The organism is Brasilonema sennae CENA114, from assembly GCF_006968745.1.
Lineage (GTDB): Bacteria > Cyanobacteriota > Cyanobacteriia > Cyanobacteriales > Nostocaceae > Brasilonema > Brasilonema sennae.
In genome coordinates, this window is sequence record NZ_CP030119.1 from 53,047 (window position 1) to 75,359 (window position 22,313).

At 42.3% G+C, this 22,313-nt stretch carries 18 protein-coding genes and 1 pseudogene; 17 read left to right on the forward strand and 2 right to left on the reverse strand.

Features of this window, described 5'->3' with window-relative positions; genetic code table 11:
- Positions 1-240: 240 nt before the first annotated feature.
- A pseudogene (locus DP114_RS32650) lies at positions 241-564 on the forward strand (alkaline phosphatase); the annotation flags it as partial.
- A 319-nt stretch (positions 565-883) separates the two neighbouring features.
- On the forward strand, positions 884-1,369 hold the full coding sequence (locus DP114_RS32655) for a hypothetical protein (RefSeq protein WP_169267309.1): 486 nt from the start codon (positions 884-886) through the stop codon (positions 1,367-1,369).
- An 84-nt stretch (positions 1,370-1,453) separates the two neighbouring features.
- Here DP114_RS32655 and DP114_RS32660 read toward each other — a convergent pair whose 3' ends face one another.
- Positions 1,454-3,979, reverse strand: a complete 2,526-nt coding sequence (locus DP114_RS32660; protein ID WP_171978372.1) for a heavy metal translocating P-type ATPase — start codon at positions 3,977-3,979, stop codon at positions 1,454-1,456.
- Between the two features lie 133 nt (positions 3,980-4,112).
- On the opposite strand from DP114_RS32660, the gene DP114_RS32665 reads away from it, so the two are divergent.
- The 12 genes from DP114_RS32665 to rppB all read left to right on the forward strand — a co-directional run bounded on the left by DP114_RS32665 (position 4,113) and on the right by rppB (position 18,662).
- Entirely contained in the window at positions 4,113-4,517 is a 405-nt protein-coding gene (locus DP114_RS32665) for an ArsR/SmtB family transcription factor (RefSeq protein WP_169267705.1), read from the forward strand.
- Between the two features lie 308 nt (positions 4,518-4,825).
- On the forward strand, positions 4,826-5,299 hold the full coding sequence (locus DP114_RS32670; protein ID WP_169267706.1) for a DUF2808 domain-containing protein: 474 nt from the start codon (positions 4,826-4,828) through the stop codon (positions 5,297-5,299).
- Between the two features lie 27 nt (positions 5,300-5,326).
- Entirely contained in the window at positions 5,327-5,815 is a 489-nt protein-coding gene (locus DP114_RS32675) for a DUF2808 domain-containing protein (RefSeq protein WP_171978373.1), read from the forward strand.
- A 244-nt stretch (positions 5,816-6,059) separates the two neighbouring features.
- The gene (locus DP114_RS32680; RefSeq protein WP_171978374.1) at positions 6,060-7,769 is read left to right on the forward strand and encodes an efflux RND transporter periplasmic adaptor subunit; all 1,710 of its coding nucleotides are present in this window, start codon (positions 6,060-6,062) and stop codon (positions 7,767-7,769) included.
- 141 nt (positions 7,770-7,910) lie between these two features.
- Positions 7,911-11,030: an efflux RND transporter permease subunit gene (locus DP114_RS32685; protein WP_169263244.1), complete on the forward strand. Its 3,120-nt coding sequence runs from the start codon at positions 7,911-7,913 to the stop codon at positions 11,028-11,030.
- Positions 11,031-11,146: 116 nt separating this feature from the next.
- On the forward strand, positions 11,147-11,491 hold the full coding sequence (locus DP114_RS32690; protein WP_169263245.1) for a DUF190 domain-containing protein: 345 nt from the start codon (positions 11,147-11,149) through the stop codon (positions 11,489-11,491).
- 2 nt (positions 11,492-11,493) lie between these two features.
- Positions 11,494-12,420, forward strand: coding sequence for a cation diffusion facilitator family transporter (locus DP114_RS32695; protein ID WP_169263246.1), 927 nt, complete (start codon positions 11,494-11,496; stop codon positions 12,418-12,420).
- A 263-nt stretch (positions 12,421-12,683) separates the two neighbouring features.
- Positions 12,684-13,499: a CemA family protein gene (locus DP114_RS32700; protein ID WP_169263247.1), complete on the forward strand. Its 816-nt coding sequence runs from the start codon at positions 12,684-12,686 to the stop codon at positions 13,497-13,499.
- A gap of 40 nt (positions 13,500-13,539) precedes the next feature.
- On the forward strand, positions 13,540-14,526 hold the full coding sequence (locus DP114_RS32705) for an RNA polymerase sigma factor, RpoD/SigA family (RefSeq protein WP_169263248.1): 987 nt from the start codon (positions 13,540-13,542) through the stop codon (positions 14,524-14,526).
- A gap of 256 nt (positions 14,527-14,782) precedes the next feature.
- Positions 14,783-16,306, forward strand: a complete 1,524-nt coding sequence (locus tag DP114_RS32710; protein WP_169263249.1) for a SulP family inorganic anion transporter — start codon at positions 14,783-14,785, stop codon at positions 16,304-16,306.
- Between the two features lie 279 nt (positions 16,307-16,585).
- Entirely contained in the window at positions 16,586-17,287 is a 702-nt protein-coding gene (rppA, locus tag DP114_RS32715) for a two-component system response regulator RppA (protein WP_171978375.1), read from the forward strand.
- Positions 17,277-18,662, forward strand: coding sequence for a two-component system sensor histidine kinase RppB (gene rppB, locus DP114_RS32720; RefSeq protein WP_169263251.1), 1,386 nt, complete (start codon positions 17,277-17,279; stop codon positions 18,660-18,662). The genes rppA and rppB overlap by 11 nt, the downstream gene beginning before the upstream one ends.
- Before the next feature lie 10 nt (positions 18,663-18,672).
- Here rppB and DP114_RS32725 read toward each other — a convergent pair whose 3' ends face one another.
- Positions 18,673-18,873, reverse strand: a complete 201-nt coding sequence (locus DP114_RS32725; protein ID WP_318284558.1) for a hypothetical protein — start codon at positions 18,871-18,873, stop codon at positions 18,673-18,675.
- 215 nt (positions 18,874-19,088) lie between these two features.
- Between DP114_RS32725 and DP114_RS32730 the strand changes: the two genes are divergently transcribed.
- From DP114_RS32730 to DP114_RS32740, 3 genes are all read left to right on the forward strand, one after another.
- A complete protein-coding gene (locus DP114_RS32730) occupies positions 19,089-20,414 on the forward strand; it encodes an Nramp family divalent metal transporter (RefSeq protein ID WP_169263252.1) in 1,326 nt (441 codons plus the stop codon).
- Positions 20,415-20,500: 86 nt separating this feature from the next.
- On the forward strand, positions 20,501-21,178 hold the full coding sequence (locus DP114_RS32735) for a tetratricopeptide repeat protein (RefSeq protein ID WP_169263253.1): 678 nt from the start codon (positions 20,501-20,503) through the stop codon (positions 21,176-21,178).
- Between the two features lie 218 nt (positions 21,179-21,396).
- On the forward strand, positions 21,397-21,774 hold the full coding sequence (locus tag DP114_RS32740; protein WP_169263254.1) for a hypothetical protein: 378 nt from the start codon (positions 21,397-21,399) through the stop codon (positions 21,772-21,774).
- The last annotated feature ends 539 nt before the right edge of the window (positions 21,775-22,313 follow it).

The following is a 22,313-nucleotide window of genomic DNA, read 5'->3' on the forward strand; positions in this document are numbered from 1 at the left end:
AGCATAATTTCTAATTGATAAAAGCAATGTTATCTTAACCTGTCACGAATGACGCCCCTTTGACAATATTGCAATCTAGAAAAAATACTTATTTTTAATCAAAACATTCTTCATTTTTAACCTAAGTTTGAAAGATTTAGAGAGAAAGGTGCGGAAAGCTGATCTCAAGTTTTTGTGCCAGTAATTTTTATTTCTCAGTATTAGGAGACCGTAGTACTCGTGGCAAAGAACGTTATCATCATGATCGGTGACGGCGTGGGCTGGGAAATGGCTCGTGCTGCTGCTATCTACAAACAGATACAAGAGGGGAAAGCGGGCACAACCCTAAGTGATTTCTACACTACAGGGGAGGGTACGGGACTAAGCTACCAAAATTTGACTGGCTACACCCTAGCTACGACCTACGGCACAACTATTGCCGATAGTAACGGAGTTTTTAGTACCGGTAACTCCGCCTTGGATAACTCTGATCCAGCAACAGGAGGTAGTCTGGTTCGTTCTGGTTTCAGCTTTAACCCTGCCTTTAATCCAAGTTCCACAGCAACTGGCCAAGCAAAAGTCAGCGACTATAGATTATCCTCTGACGAGATTGATAAAAGAGCGTTAGTGTGACAATCATGGGTATGATTGCAGTTAATGACGCTCCCGCAACAGATATTTTGGCGTAATCCTAAAATGGAACACGTTTATTTTTGGTAGTTTAAAACTACATCATTATTTTGCTATTTTGTCAATCGCTTTTGTTTATAATTTTAATAATTAAAAGAAATTGCTTTTATATATAAAAGTTTTTAGACTGAAATCAACTACCTAATAAAAGGTTGTTTTGGCTTTACTAATAAAACTTACAGAATTAGTGTTACATTATATACTAATTTTCTAGATGAACAGGATACGCACTCAGACAACTACAGGTGACCGATTTAGCCAAGAAAAACGGGCAAGCTTATCAAACTCCACTTCGGATCGAGGAGCTTCCACAGATCAGCCAGGAAGCCGTGGGAGTCGATCCCTGAGACAGCCAGCTTTAGTAATAGAACAGATATCTGTGGGTGCCTCAGAATCAACTAATGAAGGCTGGCTGTCTCCCAGTCCCGATCCCAAACCCGTTTTTAAAGAAGGAATTGGTGAGCAACTGGTTTCTCAGAAAAAACAAAAAAGAGACAAAACTAGTCCGAATTGCATGGAACTTGTTATCAAACACATACGCTCTCAGCCATATACTAGTGCTTTATTAGTCAAAGACATAAATTTATATGGTTCATCTGCCGTCAACAGATGCTTGAAAAAGCTAAAAGAGGCAGGATTTATAGGCGCTGTGTGGGATCACAGGAAAATTTGCTTTGTTTATTACAACATTAAGCTTTGACAGCAAGGCAACAGAGAATCTTAACGCATAAAACTCCGAAAATTTGGTTGAAACTACCTTAAATTAAGAGGTTTGATAATACCCCTAATCCTCAATAGTTTTGGTTCTAAATAACCGCATTCCGTTTGCAGTAACAAGTAGGGAAGTTCCCGTATCCGCTAAAACGGCGATCGCTAACCCGACAAACCCAAATGTCCCCAACAGCAGAAACAATCCCTTTGTTACCAGAGAAAAGACCACATTCTGTTGAATGACAGATACAGTACGGCGGCTTAGTTCCACTGCATAAGCAAGTCGTCTCAAGTCACTTCCAACCAGCACCACATCTGCTGTCTCTAGGGCAATATCAATTCCACCAACAGCAAAGCTAATATCCGCAGCCGCCAAGGCTGGGGCATCGTTAATACCATCTCCAACCATACCTGTCACCCCGACTTGGCGCAGCTGTTGAATCGCTTGGAGTTTATCTTGAGGTAACAGTTGAGCTTGATATTCTGTAATGCCAACTTGTTGGGCAATTTTCTGGGCAACAGCAGTGCGATCGCCCGTTAGCATCACCAACCGCTTTAGCCCAAAGCGCTTAAGCTGTCGCACTGCTTCGGTTGCTTCTAACCGCAGTCCATCCGAGAGGGCGATCGCTCCCAATAATCCTTGAGTCGTTCCTACCAGTACTGGGGTTTGACTGAGATTTTCAATTTCAGCCAATAGAGATTCAGCTTCACTAGACAAGCGAATACCAGAGTCTGTGAATAACCGTCGATTGCCAACAAAGTATAAAACCTCACCAAAGCTTGCCTGAATCCCTTTACCGGGTAAGGCTGTGAAGTTAACAGGTGTTTCTAACTCTATTCCTTCTAAGCGAGCGTTTGCTACAATTGCCTTTGCTAGTGGATGTTCTGAGAGTTGCTCAAGCGAAGCTGCAATTTGTAACACCACATTTGTACTTACCTTCCCAAGGTCATAAACCTCCTGTACAACGGGTAAACCTTGTGTAAGAGTGCCAGTTTTATCAAAGGCAAGAGTAGTCAGATGTCCGGCTGTTTCCAGTGCATTACCTCCTTTGAATAATACTCCCTGCCGACTTGCAGCACCAATGGCGCTGACAATCGAAACAGGAGTAGAAATCACCAAGGCACAGGGACAGGCAATTACGAGCATCACCAGCGCTCGATAAAGCCAAACATGAAAAGGTTGAGCAAATGCCAAAGGTGGAATGACAGCAATGGCGATCGCTATCAAAATCACAATCGGAGTGTAAACCTCTGCAAACCGATCCACCCACTGCTGCGTGGGAGCGCGACTTCCTTGGGCTTCTTCTACCAAATGAATAATTTTAGCAACGGTCGTATCATTAGATGTATGAGTGACTTTAACTTCTAAAAAGCCTGACTGATTTAACGTTCCAGCATAAACCGTATCGCCTCTTTCTTTATCTTCTGGAATTGACTCTCCTGTAATCGGGGATTGGTCAATAGCGCTTGTACCAGAAACGACGATACCATCCAACGCCACGCGCTGTCCTGGTCGAATCGTCAAAATATCCCCCACTTGAACACTTTCAACAGGAACTGTAACTTCTTTACTCCCCCGCTTGACGGTAGCAGTCGGCGGAGTCAAATCCATAAGAGCACTGATAGCATTGCGCGTGCGACCAAAGGTAAAAACTTGCAACGTTGTGCCTAAAGAGAACAAGAACAGGACGAGCGCCCCTTCAAACCAGTCCCCTAAAATCACTGCCCCAATAACTGAAATCGTCATCAGCAGATTCATATCGGCACGGCGTAAGCGCAACTCAAACAAACCAGCCCGTGCAATGGGATAGCCAGCAACTACTATACCAACACCATAAAAACCCCGTGCTATCCAGATGGAAAGCGCTAAATGTTGAGTAAGTAAACCCAGAACTAACCCCACTCCTGCTAAAATGACGCTTTGTCCCCGGCGGTTCGCAATCCAGAATTTCCAGCCTGCTGAGTTGTGTTTTTGAGTCGGTTTGGTGACTGGATGATTGTGGTTGTGGTCATGATTGTGGTCGTGGCAATCGTCTTGAGTGTGATGGTAGGAACTTGCCTCAAGACTCTCCTCAACCGTATATCCCAGACCTTTAATCCGGTCATAGATTGCGGTTTCACTTACCAGTTGCGGGTCGTAGGATAGTTGCAATCGTTCAGTTGCAAAGTTAACCGATACATCCCTTACCCCTGCCATTTGCTGTAAGCCGACCTCAATCGTCTTAGCACAACTGCCGCAATCCATTCCATTTACTTTCACTTGTAGCTTTTTAACTGAAGCCACTTCAACGTGTTCGTGGTCATCATGCTTGTGGTCGTGGTCGTGGTCACTCTCACAGCAGTGGCTGTGATTATGCGGCTTTGCTTCACCACTCAGTTTAACCGTATAACCCAAAGCAGTTATGCGATTTCTAATTTCAGTTTCGCTCAAGAGCTTAGTGTCATAGGAAACTTTGACTTTTGCAGTTGCAAAGCTAACAGTTGCTTCTGTTACACCGCGTAATGAAAGCAAACTGGCTTCAATTGTCTTAGCACAGCTTCCACAGTCCATACCATCAACTTGTAAAAGCTGAGTTTTCAGAGAAGGAGTTTGAGTCATGGCAGCTAAGAACGAAAGGACTACAAAGTTAACTGCCAATATTCTAATACAACAATTGAGTAACTATTCAATTGTACAACAATTATATTTTAGATACTATTGAAATTGAGAACCATTTTCTACTTAGGACACTATGAATAAGCGTAAGACAAAGCAAGACTTGGATAATCTCACGAGTTCTAATGCACCAAAGTGTGATACTCATGTCGTACACCTAGATTATGTACGCTCAACAAAGGTGCAAGTCCTGCCAACAGACAAGGCACAGCAGATGGCAGAAGTCTTTGGGATACTCGCAGATACAAACCGCCTACGCCTTCTTTCAGCTTTAGCTTCCCAGGAGTTGTGTGTTTGTGATTTAGCCGCATTGACGAAAATGACCGAATCAGCCGTTTGTCATCAACTGCGATTGTTGAAAGCGATGCGTTTAGTTAGCCATCGCCGAGAAGGTCGGAACGTCTATTATAGTTTGACTGACAGTTACATTATCAACCTCTGTCAGTCAATGGCAGAACATTTGGATGAGTCAAAAGATTAGATTGTGACTTGAAGTTTTGAATCTTTATATTTGTAGAACTGCTAACTCAAAAACTTATGTCAGAGACAACTGTAGATAAGTTTTGTGAAGCAGTAATTGATTGATGGTTTCATAAAAAAAGCCTTGACATTGATAATTATTTAACTGATTTGAAACTGCTTCCACAATATGAATGAATAAATAAGTTTTGTTAAGGAGCCAAAATTTCATCTTAATTTCATAGTGACCTGTCATTCTAGTTAAGTAAAGGTTCGTGCAAAGGATGAATCTGGAATCTAATTGAATAATTGATTCATTGGACAGACAAGATGAAGAAAACACTGATTTCTGCTGCGGCATTTGCTCTGGCTAGCGCAGCTTTAATTTCTGCTGGCTATGCAACTGCTAAAACAGATAATAACAGGGTTTCTAATGTTAATGATGTAAATTTTTCTCCTAATAGCTGGCAGATTGTTAAACATACTTTTCAAGTACACATTCCTCAAAATAACAATGCTCTTTCCCAGCTAATTATTGATACTCCATCTTCTGTGGCTGTTAGTAATGATATTGATGTGTTGAATGATAAGGGTCAGAGAATTAACATTAATATTTCTGTCATTGGTAGAAGAATCTTAATAGATTTTCCGGAAAAAGTTATTTCTAACACCAAGCTCGTAATTGAATTTAATAAAGTCAGACAACCAACTGTTGGTTCTGCTTCTGTTTACAGCTTTTGGGCTAAAGCTGTGGGTAACGACACAGAGATTCCCATAGGCACAGCTGAGTTTTCCACATTTTAATCTATAAATTATCACGACAGGTATTGAATGAAGAAAATAATGATGTGCGCTGTTGTATTGGCTCTGGCTACTACAGCCTTAATTCCTGTTAACTATGCAAATGCTAGCGCAGATGATAGTCAAGATCCTCACATTGATGGAAACGCGCAATTTCCTCCTACGCGCTGGCATGTTGTTAGACATACTTTCCGGGTACATATTCCCAAAAATAGTAAGGAGATTTCTCAGCTAAGTATTCAGGTTCCAACCAATATAACTTTGAGCAATGATGTTGATGACATTAATGTAGAAGATAAAAATGGTCGGAAAATTAACACTAATGTTTCTGTGAATGACAAAACTATACTATTAGCTTTTACCGAACCAGTTACTCCTGACACTCAGCTAGAAATTGACCTCAAGAATGTCAAACGACGAACAGGAGGAAATAGTTATTTTTACCGCCTCTTCGCTAAATTTGCTGGCGCTAGTACAGAAGTTCCTATAGGAGGAGCCAGTTTTCGCATTGGTTATTAACTCTATATACTAGCCAATCATAAAAAATTTTTATAGTCAAGCTAGAGTTTAATTGCATATTTGTTGAAGTCAAGCCAGAAATTTCACCGTAATTTCATCTTCATATGACAAGCTAGTACAAAAGCAGTCTTGTTAGTGTGGAACATTTGCTGTGTTTACCCAATAGCAAGCAATTTTAACAAAACCCAAATGCCAGGTTCAAGCCGTTACTCTAGTTCCTTAGCACTCAAGGACATTTCTAATAATGCACAGCCTTGAACGTTCCCAAAAATCTACGACGCTCTGTTGTATTTCTGGAGGATTCCTGAGCCTGCTCCTACTAATTGCTCCCACAGTTGTTTTAGCCCACGGTGGAGACGGAGACGAATTTCAAGGAGGAAGTGAAACCAGTCAAAGTGGTGGATCTGTTGAAGTAGATGCCTTAACGGCTAAACAGCTAGGAATCAAAGTCGAGCCAGTAAAACGTCAGCGGCTATCTGTTGGTATTAAAACCACTGGACAGATTGAAACTTTACCCAGTCAAAAAGCGGAAGTAACTACCCCAATTTCTAAAGCGAAAGTCGTTGAGTTGTTGGTAGAACCTGGTGCAGTCGTGAAAAAAGGTCAACCCGTTGCTGTTGTAACTAGTCCTGACTTGGTGGAACTGCGGGTGAACTCCCAGGAAAAACTTGCCGAAGGTCAAGCTGACTTGCAGCAAGCACAAGCTGACTTACGGCTCGCTCAACAAAACTACGAAAAATATCAGCAAATAGCCGCAGATGAAATAGCCTCTGCACAGAGTAAGGTGACCTTTGCTCAAGAAAAGTATGACAAAGATAAGGTAGTAGCTGATGCAGGCGCTCTCCCCCGTCGCAATGCTTTAGAATCCCAAACCCAGCTAGCAGAAGCCAAAGCGGAACTGACCAAAACTGCGAGCCGCCGGGACGTAATTGATGCTGAAAATAAACTTAAACGTGCTCAAGCCTCTGTTGAAGTAGCAAAAAGACGTATTCAACTCAGTAATACTAATTATGAAACTCGGTTACAACAACTGGGAAACAGTGGTAATACCAAGGGACTAGTAACTGTGAGTGCTCCAATTTCCGGTCGGGTTGCTGACAGAGAAGTAACTCTTGGTCAATCCTTTGAGGATGCAGGTGGCAAGCTGATGACGATTGTCAATGACAGTCGAGTTTATGCTATTGCAAATATCTATGAAAAAGACTTGGGAAAGGTAAAGACAGGTCAACGAGTAAGCTTAAAGGTAGCTTCTGTGCCTAATCGCACATTTACTGGACGAGTTGCCGTGGTTGGGTCAGTGGTAGAAGGCGAAACGCGGGTTGTTCCTGTGAAAGCCGAAGTAGATAACCCCAGTGGAGTTCTCAAGCCGGGGATGTTTGCCGAACTCGAAGTTTTAACAGACCAAACATCAGCAGCTACCTTAGCAATTCCCAAATCTGCTGTGGTAGAGGCAAATAATAAAACAATAGTTTACGTACAAAATGGTAATGCTTTTAAGTCAACTGAAGTGACGCTAGGTCAAACCTCTGGGGATTTGGTAGAAGTCACTCAAGGTTTATCTCAGGGAAATTCAATTGTCACCCAACGTGCGCCGCAACTTTATGCACAGTCTTTGCGGGGTGGAAGTAAATCTAAAGAAGAGGAAGAAGAGCATTCGCATAAGGAAGAAGGTAATTCGCATTCACAAGAGACTAAGGCTGAAGCTCACAACTTCGGGCTACCTTTGTGGTTAATTGGAGCATTGGGAGGAACGGCAATTGCGACTGGTGCTTTCATAATAGGTAGTTCCTGGTCTAGTCGTCGTACTCGTTCCCGGATGGTAGAGATGGGTAACATTGAGTACGACGCAACTCCTTATGAAACAGAGATTCATATCGATAACCACAAGCAGCCAACCTTATCTACTTCCGCTAAACAGGATGAGGAGCGTGAAAACCCTCACCAGCCTCACTAATGGGCAATGACTATGACGAGTGCTGTTACCAAGTGGATAGTTGTTGAGGAAGGCAAAAGGAGGAGAAGTAAGTTTTGAAGATTATTGATTTTATTTTATCCTCTAAATCCCTTGTGACTCTACCTATTTAAAAATCAATATATGCTTAATTCCATAGTTAAATGGTCTATTACCCAACGTTGGCTGGTGGTTCTCGCCTCAATTTTAATTAGCTTGTGGGGCTTTCGCGTCCTAACTCAAATGCCTTTGGATGTGTTTCCCAGCTTTTCTCCGCCGCAAGTCGAAATTATGACTGAAGCCCCAGGACTTGCACCAGAAGAAGTGGAGTCGTTGGTGACTCGTCCCATAGAAAGTGCAATAAACGGAACTCCCGGACTTGAAGCGTTACGCTCCTCTTCAGCTGTAGGTCTTTCTGCTGTGAGAGCCACCTTCAGTTGGGATACGGACATTTATCGCGCCCGTCAATTGGTGACGGAACGGTTGCAACAAGCACGCAGCCTGCTACCGCAAGGGGTAGAAGATTCAGAAATTCTTCCCGTTAGTTCTGCTTTAGGATGGACTGTCAAATACGCCTTCACCTCCGAAACCACTCCGTTAATGGATGTATGGCGCATTGTCAACTGGCAGGTAAAAAACCGCCTGCTGGCTGTCCGTGGTGTCAGTAATATTGTCATATTTGGTGGGGATGAGCGTCAGTATCAAGTGCTGGTTAATCCAGCGAAGCTAAGAGCGTTTAATGTTACTCTTGATGATGTTACCAAAGCCGCAGCTGCCGCCAACGCCAATGCGCCAGGAGGATTTTTAATAACTCCTGACCAAGAGACTTTGGTTCGAGGAGTAGGGCGGATTCAATCTATTGAGCAGCTAAAAAAATCAGTTATTAAAGCCAAAAATGGCACGCCAGTGCTTCTAGAGCAAGTGGCTGATGTACAAATTGGTGCAGCACTCAAACGCGGTGATGGCAGTGCGGCGGGTAAAAAAGCAGTGATTTTGACCATCAACAAACAACCAACTGCGGATACACCATCAGTCACAAAAGCTGCTGAGGCAGCAATGGAGGAAATTAAAGCTGGTCTGCCAAAAGATGTCAAAATTACAACTACCTTTCGCCAAGAAGATTTTATTGAAGCGTCTATTAAGAATGTTGAAGAAGCCTTGCGCGATGGCACTATCATCGTTTCCGTCATCTTGATTCTGTTTTTGATGAATTGGCGCACGGTAGTTATTAGTTTAAGCGCCCTACCCGTGTCCTTGTTGCTAGGGATGATGATTCTCAACTGGACAGGACAAGGCATTAACACCATGACTTTGGGCGGACTAGTGGTAGCCATTGGTTCGGTGGTGGATGATGCAATTGTTGATATGGAAAACGTCTACCGCCGCTTACGGGAAAACCAACTCGCTGGAAATCCTGTCCCACCGTTGCAAGTTGTTTTCAATGGTTCAGTGGAAGTGCGTGTTAGCGTTCTCTTTGCCACAATTATTATTGCCGTCGTCTTCGCACCGATTTTCGCCCTCTCTGGTGTGGAAGGTCGAATTTTTACACCAATGGGTTTAGCGTATCTGCTGTCAATTGCTGCTTCCACCTTGGTAGCGCTGACGTTAACCCCAGCAATGTGCGCCCTACTGTTGGTGAATACAAGGTTACCCAGTACAGAAACTTGGGTAGAAAGACAAGCTCATCGGCTTTACCGTCCAGCTTTGAAATTTTCTATGCGTCGCCCCAAGATTGTTTTGGCAACAGCGATGGCTGGGATTGTCGCTTCAATAGTAATTCTACTTGGTTTAGGACAAGTTTTTTTACCAGAGTTTCAAGACCGCGCCCTGGTGATTGCTACTATTCTTATGCCTGGTCAATCTCTAGATGCAACCAATCAAGTGGGGTTAGCGATAGAAGAAACTCTCAAAAAAGATCCTCGGATTGAGGCTGTTCAATTCCGCTCTGGACGCGCTCAAGGCGATACTGAAGTGGCTGGTGTCAACTCTGGAGAACTGGATGTGCAATTGAGTGAAGAGGGGGCAAAAGATAGGGACAAGACTATTGAAATGATTCGCTCGGAATTTGAGAAAATTCCCGGCGTAGTACCTAATATTGGTGGTTTTATTTCTCACCGCATGGATGAAGTACTGTCCGGGGTAAGAAGTGCTATAGCTGTGAAAATCTTTGGTCTCGACTTGGAACAACTCCGTACCCTTGGCAAACAAGTGCAATCAGCTATGGGTAAAGTTCAAGGTCTAGCAGACTTGCAATTAGAACCACAAGTACCAATGAAACAGGTGCAAATTCAGTTTGACCGGGATGCTGCTGCTCGATATGGTCTGACCATCGGGGAACTATCAGAAACGATTGAAACGGCTCTCAATGGAAAAGCCGTTTCTCAAGTCTTAGACCAGCAACAAACCTTCAACATGATTGTTTGGTTGCAAGAAAGCTACCGTAACAATATAGAAATCATCCGTGATTTATTAGTTGATATACCCAACGCTCAGAAAATTCCCTTAGCTCAAGTCGCAAAAATTGACTACGGTACTGGTCCCAATACCATCAACCGCGAAAATGTCTCTCGGTATATTGTTGTATCTAGTAATGTGGCTGGGCGAGATTTGGGTTCTGTAATTAAGGATATTCGGGACAAGGTTAAGCAAGAGGTGCAACTTCCCCCTGGATATTTTATTGAATACGGTGGTCAATTTGAAGCGCAAGAGGGAGCCACGAAAACTTTAATTTGGGCTGGGGGATTAGCGTTTGTTGCTATTGCAGTTTTGCTTTACTTTGCCGTCAAGTCAATTCCTGCAACCATCATGATTTTGGTGAATCTACCCTTAGCATTAATCGGTGGTGTAATTTCTGTTGCCTTGACTGGCGGTATTATCTCCGTTGCTTCGATGGTAGGATTTATTACTCTCTTTGGCGTTGCAGCACGTAACGGACTATTGTTGGTTGAGAACTACAATGCTAGGTTGGCAGAGGGACAACCTTTACGAGAAGTTTTAATGGAAGGGTCGATGGAACGCTTAGTTGCAATTTTGATGACAGCGCTAGCATCTGCTCTTGGTATGGTGCCATTGGTCATTGGTAGTGGAGCTGGAAAAGAAATCCTTCAGCCACTAGCTATTGTGGTGTTAGGTGGTTTGTTTACCTCAACTGCTTTAACTTTGCTTGTGCTTCCGGCTTGCTACATGCTGTTTCGTAAGTTTCTGGTTCCGAAAAAGACTGCACCAACACAAAATATTGAAGTTACCCAAGGTTCCACTGTATGAGGTTTTTTAAAATCATATCTTACAGAGCTGATGATCTCATATCCTTTACCGCCTCCTTATTTCTCAGTGTAAGTGAGGAATTTCTTTGCATAACAGATTTATTAAGTGAAATAACTATGACAGCATGGAAACAACTGACTATCTATGTTAGCGAGTCTGATAGTTGGCAACATCAACCCCTTCACCAAGCTCTATTAGGAATAGCTCGCAAACAGAGAATAATAGGAATGACGGTGATGCCGGCAATTTCCGGATATGGCAAGCATGGTATTTTTCGCACTATGAACGAGCTCGATCCATCTACTGAGTCTTGTGTGCTACCACTTGTTATGACAGTTATTGATAGTGAAATTGCGATTGCTGAATTTTTTTCCTTAGTCAAAGATATGCTTAAAGATAAGTTTGTCACCTGTCAGAGCATAGAAGTTTTCTCACCATTGGTAACGCTTCAAGGGCAGTAATCATGGCTCATAATCACAGTCATAGTAACGGACACGACCACGGTGGCAGTAATTACAACCGTGCTTTCATTATCAGTGTCGCGCTCAACACGGGGTTTGTCATCATTGAGGCATTTTATGGTATTATTGCCAACTCCTTGGCACTGCTTGCTGATGCAGGTCACAATCTCAGTGATGTTTTGGGTTTGCTACTCGCTTGGGGAGCAAGCATTCTCGCTCGTCGCAAACCGACAGCACGCCGCACCTACGGATTGCGTCGCTCTTCAATTTTAGCTGCGCTTTTAAACGCCGCCTTTCTCCTAGTTATTTCCGGCGGTATTGGCTGGGAAGCAATCCTACGATTTCGTGAACCCGCTCCAGTAGCAGGGGGAACGGTAATTACAGTAGCAGCTATAGGAATCGCTATTAACACGATAAGTGCTTTGATGTTCCTATCAGGGCGTAAGAGTGACTTGAACATTAGAGGCGCATTCCTACATCTAGTTGCAGATGCTGCAGTATCAGTAGGGGTTGTTCTGGCTGGCATTGCAATTATTGCCACTGGCTGGCTGTGGTTCGATCCTGCTGTGAGTTTAATTGTCACTGTAGTAATTGTAGCTGGCACCTGGCAACTGTTCCAAGAATCTCTCAACTTGGTGACAGATGCTGTACCAGCAGGTATTGAACCGCTTGCAGTTCGCACGTACTTAGCTGAACTTCCTGGTGTGAGTAGTGTTCATGACTTGCATATTTGGGCAATGAGTACCACCGAAACAGCACTCACGGCTCACTTGGTTATACCTGCAGGACATCCCGGTGATGCTTTTTTCACACGGGTAAATCGAGAACTTCACGACAATTTTGGCATTGAACACGCCACAATCCAAATAGAAACTGGAGACCCAAATTATCCATGTTCTCTTGCTCAAGAAAATGAAAATGTTGTTTAAAGGTGAGAAAATACTCTCAATTTTTATTGATCAATTTCTGAAAATTAACTAGTTGATTAAGTTTTTAATAAAAACGACAAAATAATTACAACCGTCTTCTCAGTGAATGTTGTTTTGTCGGTTGATTTTTCATCTTAATTTCATTCTGATTCCATAGAATAAAGGTTAGAGACTTAATTCTTGACTTTTATAGCTCTCTAGCACTTTCTAGTTGTGTCACTAATTTCTAGAATTGTGCTTTTGAATATCTATGACAAATTAAGATGAAATCAAGATTACCAAGTAAAAAAAACAGCATAATTCCCCGATCTATCTTGCGCACCATAGATAAATTTAAGCAGACGTTAGATCCAAATGCCGAGTCTAAAGTTATTGAAGAGTTTCGCGCTTCTCGTTATCAAACTATTTCCTCCATCCGTTTTTTGTTAATTCTGATTGTAGTTCCCCTTTTAGTCAATCAGCTTTCTAGAAATTTTGTAATCAGTCCGCTAGTTAAAAATTTTTGGAATCAAGAAAAGGTGGAGATTTTTTTAAACGCTTCTCAACAAGAAAAAGCCTTGGCTGAACTGAAAAGATTTGAGCAAGTCCTTAACTTTGAAGCTCGAATTGGTAAAATCCCAAAACTCTCTGCCGAGGTTGTACAGAACAAGCTCAAGGAAAAAGCCAATACTATAGCAGAAGAATATAAAGCTGAAAGTATTAATGCAGTGACAAATATCTTTGCCGATATACTGACAGCCATTACATTTATTGTTTTAATTTTCAAAGGACAAAAACAACTATCTATTCTCAAGTCTTTTGCTGGCGATACAACTTATAGTTTAAGTGACTCTGCCAAAGCTTTTTTAATTATTCTATCTACTGATATATTTGTTGGTTATCACTCTCCTTATGGTTGGGAAATCATTTTAGAAAGTACTTTAAAGCATTACGGATTTCCAGAAAACAAAAGTTTTATTTCTCTGTTTATTGCTACTGTCCCAGTAATAATGGATACTATTTTTAAGTATTGGATTTTTCGTTATCTTAACCGCAGTTTTCCTTCAGCCGTTGCTACCTACCGCAACATGAATGAATAATTTTTATGTCCGAAATTTTGACACAACAAATACTACAACTATGTCAACATCCAACACCCAAACAAAGACTTCAAATGCTCAATTCACAACAGATATAGTTCAGAGTTATCTGCAAGAAATTGGTCGTGTACCATTGTTAACCTATAAGGAAGAGATTTTTTATGGCAAGCAGGTGCAACAGATGATGGCGTTGCAAAAGAAAAGAGAAGCCCTGAAGAAACAACTGAACTATGAACCAACCCAAAAAGAGCTAGCTGAGTACGTTCAACTCACTGAAGCCCAATTGAAGGGAATTTTTCAGCGTGGCACATGGGCAAAGCAAAAAATGATAGAAGCGAATCTACGCTTAGTGGTTTCCATTGCCAAACGATATCAGGAGCGAAATTTAGAGTTTATGGATCTGATTCAGGAGGGAACGCTAGGTTTGCAGCGCGGTGTAGAGAAGTTTGACCCCACACGCGGCTACAAGTTCTCGACTTATGCCTACTGGTGGATTCGTCAGGCAATTACACGGGCAATTTCTCAGCAAGGACGAACTATTCGACTTCCAATTCATATTGGCGAAAAGTTGAACAAACTTAAGAAAGTGCAAACAGAACTATCTCAGAAATTGGGGCGCAGTCCCAGTGCGGGTGAAATTGCACAACAGATGGAATTAAACCCTGCCCAAATCCACGAACTTCTGATGATGAGTCGTCAACCTGTCTCGCTAGACAAACAAGTGGGCGATAACGAGGACACCGAATTGCAAAACTTTTTAACAGAAGCTCAAGGAGCGTCATCTGAAACCTACATAATTCAAGATTTCCTGTGTCAAGATATCCATACCTCACTGACAGAACTAACTCCCCAGCAGCAACAAATCCTAACTCTACGCTATGGCTTGGAGGACGGTTATGAACTCACACAGGTGCAGGTGGCTAAACAGCTCAATCTTAGCTGGCGAAGAGTTCGTTATGTAGAGCAACAAGCACTTAGTTACCTCCGTTATCGCCAAGCAAATCTACGGGAGTATATTGTCAGTTAGCTGTATCAGTAAATAATTTGCTTAACGGTTATTCTCTCTAAAAATTTAATCCAAAAAAATAGTTAACTCGCCACTTGAAAAATTTTTGATAATTTGTCAAAAAAAGATACTTAATTACCCACACTACATCGAAAGTCTAGGCTTTGAGATGGGTAATTAACTTGCTTATTTAGGTTATTGAAAAAACCGTATATAGCAACCCTTGCTCTTATGCAACAACTGAATGTAAACAAAATAGTTTTCCTCAGATTTAGTTATGAGAAAGTTTGAAGGTATTAAATACAAACGCTCTTTGAGCAAAGATATAGTCGCGTCTTTCGTTGTGTTTCTCGTTGCTCTTCCACTGTCGATGGGGATTGCGATCGCCTCAGGAGTTCCTCCGGCTCGTGGTTTGGTAACAGGAATAATTGGTGGAATAGTTGTCGGGGCTATTTCTGGTTCAGCATTGCAAGTCAGTGGACCTGCAGCTGGGCTAGCGGTTATTGTTGCGGAACTAGTTCAGAATAATGGTATCGAAATGCTCGGTTCCGTTATACTCCTGGCAGGTTTGATACAGTTGCTGGCGGGAGTATTTAAGTTTGGTAAAATATTCCGCGCCATATCTCCAGCAGTTATTTATGGAATGCTTGCAGGTATTGGCGTGTTAATTTTCGCTTCCCAATTCCATGTGATGCTTAAAGAAAAGCCACGTGCTACTGGAATTGAAAATCTAATTTCGATTCCCATATCCCTTTACCATACTTTTTTTGACTATGACAATATTAGCCATTTGATGGCTGCTGCTATTGGTGTTACTACCTTAATCGTGCTTCTGCTGTGGGATAAATTCAAGCCGCGAAGCTTGAAGCTGATACCTGGAGCATTGATTGCTGTGGTAATAGCCAGCACTCTAGCCAACTTGTTCCATCTACCAATTCCTTATGTTGATGTACCTGCAAATCTAACCGAAGTCATTCAAGTCCCAACGCCTGCCAACTTGATTCGCCTGATGAATCCACCGCTACTGATATCAGCTACGGCAATTGCCTTCATTGCCAGTGCGGAAAGCTTACTCTCAGCAGCAGCAGTGGATCGGCTGCACCAAGGCTCAAAAACAGATTTTGACCGCGAATTAGCTGCACAAGGTTTTGGTAACATGGTTTGCGGGGCGCTAGGAGTCTTACCAATGACAGGAGTGATTGTCCGTAGCTCTGTGAACGTCAAAGCAGGGGCTAAAACAAGACTGTCAGCAATACTTCATGGTGTATGGATACTTGTCTTGGTAGTTGCCGCACCTGGTTTACTAAAGATGATTCCCATGTCCAGCCTCGCTGCAATTCTGGTTGTTACAGGCTACAAGTTGGTGGAAGTAGAGAACATCCGCAAGCTCAAACAGTACGGGCGTGTGCCTGTAGTCATTTTCTTTGCAACCTTTGTTGGAATTGTAGCTGCCGATCTGCTTACGGGTGTGCTGATTGGCATTGTGCTGACCACAATAGCGCTAATTTACAAAATATCCTACCTAAATATATACTTTGAGAGGGATGAAAAAAATTGCAAAATTGATATCCACATAGAAGGAACTGCAACATTTATTCGGCTGCCAAAGATGGCTTCTGTTCTAGAGCAAATGCCAGCAGATACCGAGTTGTATGTTCACCTTGAGAATTTGGCTTATATTGACCACTCTTGCCTTGACTGGTTATCAATGTGGGCGGAGCAACAACAACAGAGAGGAAGTACAGTGATTATGCACTGGGATAGACTGGAGAAGCGCTTCCGCAGACCTTTCCAAAGCTAGTAGTCCGCCATTTTTGCAAAAATCTGCTTCAACAGTATAAAATTTCATCCGAATTTCATTCCAGTTTGTCAAACTATTAAACGATAGTGTCATTCCAGTTACTTCTGGAACTATGCTAACTCTTGAAATGAACAACGTAAGAAACAGCAGCAACGACTGCTGATGATAAGTTATACAAAATTTCTGCTCTTATCGTTGGCATTAATACAGACCTATGTATTAGTGTGACTACGCTTAGAGTTTATTGATGAACAAACTTTAAAGGTATATCTGCTCGTTATGAAAGTTCTGCTAGTTGAAGATGAGCCAGATCTAGGCGCATCGATTCAACGAAAATTGAGCAAAGAAAAATATATTGTTGACTGGATTTTAGACGGCACTGAAGCTTGGATTTGCCTGGAAAACCAATGGACGCAATATACACTGGCAATCTTTGATTGGTTGCTGCCAGGAATATCGGGTTTAGAACTCTGCAAGCGATTACGGCTTCGTGGTAACCCCTTGCCTGTACTGATGCTTACAGCTAAAGACAGTATGGCAGATAAGGTGGCTGGACTGGATGCAGGGGCTGATGATTATTTGGTCAAACCATTTGGGATGGCAGAACTGCTGGCGCGGCTGCGAGCATTGCAAAGGCGATCGCCCCAGTTTCAACCTCAGCAACTTCAAGTTGGTAGCCTTATTTTAGATTATGGTAGTGGTACGGCTTGTTATCAACAGCCCAATGGTGATAGTCAGGTCATTTCTTTAACAAAGAAAGAATTTCATCTGCTGGAATACTTCATGAAACGTCCTAACCAGATTCTTAGCCGCGAACAAATTTTGAGCCATCTTTATACGTTGAATGCGGAACGTGTTAGTAATGTGGTGGCAGCTCAAATCCGACTGTTGCGACGTAAATTGTCAGAACGTGGTTGTGATGGTTTTATCGAAACTATCCCCAGTATGGGCTATCGTTTCAATTCCAGCGATGCAAATTAGACTGTTTCGTCAGACTCGCACCTGGCTCGCTCTGTGGTATGCAGTCGTTATGGGTCTGATTTTGACTCTATGCGGTTTCGTCGTTTATGAGGTAATTGTTGATGCTTATTTAGTTTCCATCAAACGGGAACTAGAGTCTGTGACAGGCACACTGCATAATGTCATTGAACCGAATTTGAAACAACCCGGTCGCATAGAGCCGATCTTTCAGCAAGTTTTACTCAATACTTGTGTAATTGAGTCCGGTTGTCCTACCCAAACAATCTTTGGGCACAAACAACGCACCCTTGCTGAAGATGACATTATTAGTACTATCCACAGAGATAAGCAATATTACATACGTTTTATCGATAGTTCGGGACGGTTAATTGCTGTGGTTGGTTTCCTGCCTGACAAATTACCACCAACTGTGCAAACAAAAGTGTGGCAAACAGTCAAAGACCCGCAAGGCAATCGTTATAATCAAAAGTCTCTGCCGTTGCATACTCAAGATAATCAGGTTTGGGGCTATATACAGGTGGGGCGCTCTCTTAAAGAGCTTGATAATCGTCTCGCTGCTTTAAAACTGGTCTTGGCGTTGGGATTGCCCATTACAGTACTCCTCGTTGGTGGTTCTAGTTGGTGGCTGGCGGGGTTGGCGATGCGACGAATTGACAGATCATACAAACAAATGCAACAGTTTACGTCTGATGCTTCCCATGAATTGCGTACTCCTCTAACAGCAATTAATGCAACAGTAGAAACTGTACTTGATACGGAGCATTTGTCTCTTGCAGAAGCGCGAGATACCCTGGCATCTATTCAACGTCAGAATTACCGACTCGCTGAACTGGTTGGTGATTTACTGCTACTGTCTCGATTGGATCAGCAAGAGCTGACAACACAATGGGAACCTTGCTGTCTCAACATTTTGATTAATGACCTTATAGAAGAGTTTTCCGCGTTAGCAAGTGCAGCTTCTTTACAATTAACATCTTCAGTTCTATGCCATCAACCGTTGTATGTGATGGGGGATGAAGACCAACTTTTACGTCTGCTTTCTAATTTAATTGCTAATGCTATTAAATACACCAGAGCCGGTGGTTATGTCACTGTCATTCTCAAACGCAACAACGGTCATGCTGTAATTGAAGTTCAAGACACAGGCATTGGCATTGCACTTGGTGAGCAAAAGCGGATTTTTAATCGCTTTTATCGGGTGAATAGCGATCGCTCACGTACCACTGGTGGATCAGGATTAGGACTGGCGATCGCGACTGCTATTGTTCAAGCACATGGAGGTAGCCTTCATGTGCAAAGCGAAGTTGGTAAAGGTAGCACCTTCATCGTTCAATTGCCTTTAACAGTTACCCCGTTATTAAACTCAAACCGATGAAAGTCTGCTTCTAAGATACCCTTGCTTGTGGTTTGAGCTTCGACTGTATCAGCAATCCAATCACCATACCAATGCCCACAAAAGCAGTAAAGTAGAATAAACCAAGCAACCGGACAGACATTGGTGGTGCAATCCCCTCTACTTCAACTGACTGTGCCACTTTCACTGGTGTAAACTGACGCGATAATCCGCTTAGAGGAGTTAGTTCCACCTCAACTTTATGGGGTGAACCATTGTCAAAAGATAGTTTGAGAGAGGTATTGGTGCCAAAATTCTTTTTTTAGACTCTAAGTACAAATATGATAATAAATATACTCAATCAATCTAACTAGGCTCGTAGCATAATGTATGCGCCTAGAGGTTGATCTTTCTTTCAGATTTTCTGAGATTATGAGAAAAATATGAAAGACTTCAACCGAGAAACTCATGACGCAAGAAAAACACAGACCCAGTCTTAGCGAGGTTCACCGCAGTATCAAAATTCCTTCAAGCAACAGCTTTTGGCGCAAAATGCTTGCCTATGGAGGACCAGGGTATTTGGTGTCAGTTGGCTATATGGACCCAGGTAACTGGGCGACTGACATCGCTGGGGGGTCTAAATTTGGTTACACTTTGTTGACAGTCATCTTGTTGTCGAACCTCATGGCGATATTACTGCAATCGCTGTGCGTGCGTTTAGGTGTTGCGACAGGGCGAGATTTGGCGCAGGCTTGTCGGGACTATTTCAGTCCACGAATCAGCTTTTGTTTATGGGTTCTGTGTGAGATTGCTATTGCTGCGTGTGACTTAGCGGAACTACTTGGAAGTGCCATCGCACTGCAACTTTTGTTTGGTATTCCCTTAGTTTGGGGAGTCTGTATCACTGCCCTAGATGTACTTGTATTGTTATTTCTGCAAGGAAAAGGCTTTCGTTATGTAGAAGCTTTGGTAATTATGCTGATAGCAACTGTAGGCATCTGTTTCACAGCAGAAACTATTTTTTCTCGACCTGATTTTGGGGGAATACTGTTTGGATATCTACCCAAGCGAGAGATTTTACAGAACCCAGAAATGCTCTATATTGCAATCGGTATTTTAGGGGCAACAGTCATGCCTCATAACTTATATTTACACTCCTCAATTGTACAAACACGCGATTGGCAACCAACAACTGAAAAACGGTGGGAAGCGATTAAATTTGGTACGATTGATTCAACAGTAGCTTTATCGTTAGCACTGTTTATTAATTCAGCAATTTTAATTGTTTCTGCAGCCACGTTTCATGATTCTGGAAATCAGAATGTGGCAGAAATTCAAGAAGCTTACAAACTGCTTTCCCCATTGTTAGGAGTGAGTGCAGCTAGTGCTATATTTGGTATTGCTTTACTTGCTTCTGGACAAAGTTCAACGCTGACTGCTACTTTGGCTGGGCAGATTGTCATGGAAGGATTTTTGCAATTTCGTCTTCCTTCCTGGTTACGCCGTTTAGTAACCCGTTTACTTGCTATTATTCCAGCGTTGATGACAATTATTATATTCGGAGAAAATAGTACAAGCAGCTTAATAGTTCTTAGTCAAGTTATTCTCAGTTTACAGTTAGCGTTTGCAGTGATTCCATTGGTGATGTTTACGAGCAACCACCGCTTCATGGGTGAGTTTGTGAATCCGCTATGGCTCAAATTTTTAGCCTGGGGAGTTGCAATTGTCATCGTCTGCTTAAATACTTGGTTACTATTACAAAGTCTTTTGGGTTGGTTGCATCTTGTCCCTTAATTTGTTTGACTCGTATACAATAATCGTAATCGGGAATACTTCTGTGCAAATCTACCTCGTATTTCTAGCACAGAGAAAGTCAAGCCATGAACTACATTCATAAAACAATCGCAATCCTGGGAATAACGAGTGTAGTAGGTGGATTGCCTGCTGCTATCTCTGCACAAGTACCACAAAGTCGCACCCAGCAAACGAATTTTCAGGGATACTATAGCCAAGGAGTGCAAAAGTTAAATCAAGGCAACTTCAACGGAGCTATTGAGGATTTCAACTCTGTAGTACAGTTGAATCCTAGATATTATGAAGGTTATTGCCTGCGGGGGCTAGCAGAATTTCATTTAGGAAACTTGAAAGCAGCGCTGAGCGATTTTAACTCGACGTTGCGGCTAAATCCCAACCATGCGGATGCTTACAGAGGTCGGGGAACTGCTTATGCTCAACTGGGAGATTTCCAAAAAGCGATCGCCGACTTCACTCAGACAATAAAAATTGATCCAACTTCACCAGATGGCTACTACAATCTGGGACTTGCCAATTTTAAACAGGGAAATCATAAGCAAGCTGTTGTAAATTTTAACTCTGCCCTCAATAGAAATCCCAATCTAGCTGATGCTTATGGTAACCGGGGACTTGCTCAGTATGCTTTGGGAGACAACAAGAGCGCTGTTGCTGATTTAAAGCAGGCTGCAAGCTTGTTTCAACAACAAGGAAATACTCAAGGGTATCAGCAAACACAAGCCTTCCTTCAGCAGATTCAGCAGTAAGCAATGCAAAATTCAACATTGTCAAACCTGTTTTGAACAGGCTTATTGATAGGGTGGGCAAGCTTTGCTCACCCTTATTTTTAACACAAATCAGTGCAGACGGAAACAAAGTTGTGATGCGTATTGTCAAACTAGATTATTTCAGGAAAAAAATCACTTGACCTTCTGACAGTCAATGGAATAACCTGAACGCTCAAGCACGTTCTTCAAGGAAACCTATGAACAGAAAACTTATACTGAATTTGCTTTCTAGTTCCTCCATTTTTGTATCACTGATGTCTACGCTGGGAGTCATCAATCCCGCCCACGCTGCTATGACTCAGCGATTAACGCATACCAGCGATGGTCGTACCTGCATAACACATCCCCACGCTAGTTTCAAAACTCCTGTATGCATTAAAGATTCTGAAAGAAATCCGAATGCCCCGCCCGTACGTTCAACAACTCTTACTACAAACAAATCAGATCAGAACGTCGCCATGCTGAACTTTACTGAAGAGGAAAGTAATACTGCGATGCGGTTATTTACCTGCGACTGCCCGTATTGTATAAATTCTTTGCGTCAGCTGCGCGGTACTGGGAATTTGGTGTATTAGAGCGCTTGTTGCTACTTCCATCTAAGTAGCAACGGGTACATTAGCGAAGGGTTGATAAGGTTAATGCTACCGTCAAACAAGCCCTCGACAACTACCCCATCGAAAAGCCTCTGAAGTCCTGCTATAAGATGGCTTCAGAAGCTTAGACTTCTAAAAAACACATTTTTAAACCCCTATATATCAAGCAGGGCTGTTTCATCCGCTAAGGAACAAGATTTGTCAATATGATTGGCGATAAAAATTCTAAGTAAGGGTGACGAGAAAATAGCTTTTTAGCTACTCAAATTAGGAATAAAAAGTCTTGAGTACCGAGTGCTCAGTGCTGAGTTGAAAGACCACTCACAAGGGCTAGAGTATAGCCCTGTCAAGGTGACTGTAAGTAGGTGAAACCCTCATTTTTGCGTTGAATTATTTTTGCGTTTGCAATCCTCTAGTCTCTCGTTATGTCTTTTATTGTCAGTAATTCAAAATTATTGACAATGAAGAGGGGAAATGAAAAGACGCCATAAATTTCATTTGGACTGTTGTTTACGATTTTG

Bases quoted from the DNA above. Each gene is read 5' to 3' on its own strand.
- DP114_RS32655 (WP_169267309.1), top strand. From the start codon at position 884: ATGAACAGGATACGCACTCAGACAACTACAGGTGACCGATTTAGCCAA.
- DP114_RS32660 (WP_171978372.1), bottom strand. From the start codon at position 3,979: ATGACTCAAACTCCTTCTCTGAAAACTCAGCTTTTACAAGTTGATGGT.
- DP114_RS32665 (WP_169267705.1), top strand. From the start codon at position 4,113: ATGAATAAGCGTAAGACAAAGCAAGACTTGGATAATCTCACGAGTTCT.
- DP114_RS32670 (WP_169267706.1), top strand. From the start codon at position 4,826: ATGAAGAAAACACTGATTTCTGCTGCGGCATTTGCTCTGGCTAGCGCA.
- DP114_RS32675 (WP_171978373.1), top strand. From the start codon at position 5,327: ATGAAGAAAATAATGATGTGCGCTGTTGTATTGGCTCTGGCTACTACA.
- DP114_RS32680 (WP_171978374.1), top strand. From the start codon at position 6,060: ATGCACAGCCTTGAACGTTCCCAAAAATCTACGACGCTCTGTTGTATT.
- DP114_RS32685 (WP_169263244.1), top strand. From the start codon at position 7,911: ATGCTTAATTCCATAGTTAAATGGTCTATTACCCAACGTTGGCTGGTG.
- DP114_RS32690 (WP_169263245.1), top strand. From the start codon at position 11,147: ATGACAGCATGGAAACAACTGACTATCTATGTTAGCGAGTCTGATAGT.
- DP114_RS32695 (WP_169263246.1), top strand. From the start codon at position 11,494: ATGGCTCATAATCACAGTCATAGTAACGGACACGACCACGGTGGCAGT.
- DP114_RS32700 (WP_169263247.1), top strand. From the start codon at position 12,684: ATGAAATCAAGATTACCAAGTAAAAAAAACAGCATAATTCCCCGATCT.
- DP114_RS32705 (WP_169263248.1), top strand. From the start codon at position 13,540: ATGTCAACATCCAACACCCAAACAAAGACTTCAAATGCTCAATTCACA.
- DP114_RS32710 (WP_169263249.1), top strand. From the start codon at position 14,783: ATGAGAAAGTTTGAAGGTATTAAATACAAACGCTCTTTGAGCAAAGAT.
- rppA (WP_171978375.1), top strand. From the start codon at position 16,586: ATGAAAGTTCTGCTAGTTGAAGATGAGCCAGATCTAGGCGCATCGATT.
- rppB (WP_169263251.1), top strand. From the start codon at position 17,277: ATGCAAATTAGACTGTTTCGTCAGACTCGCACCTGGCTCGCTCTGTGG.
- DP114_RS32730 (WP_169263252.1), top strand. From the start codon at position 19,089: ATGACGCAAGAAAAACACAGACCCAGTCTTAGCGAGGTTCACCGCAGT.
- DP114_RS32735 (WP_169263253.1), top strand. From the start codon at position 20,501: ATGAACTACATTCATAAAACAATCGCAATCCTGGGAATAACGAGTGTA.
- DP114_RS32740 (WP_169263254.1), top strand. From the start codon at position 21,397: ATGAACAGAAAACTTATACTGAATTTGCTTTCTAGTTCCTCCATTTTT.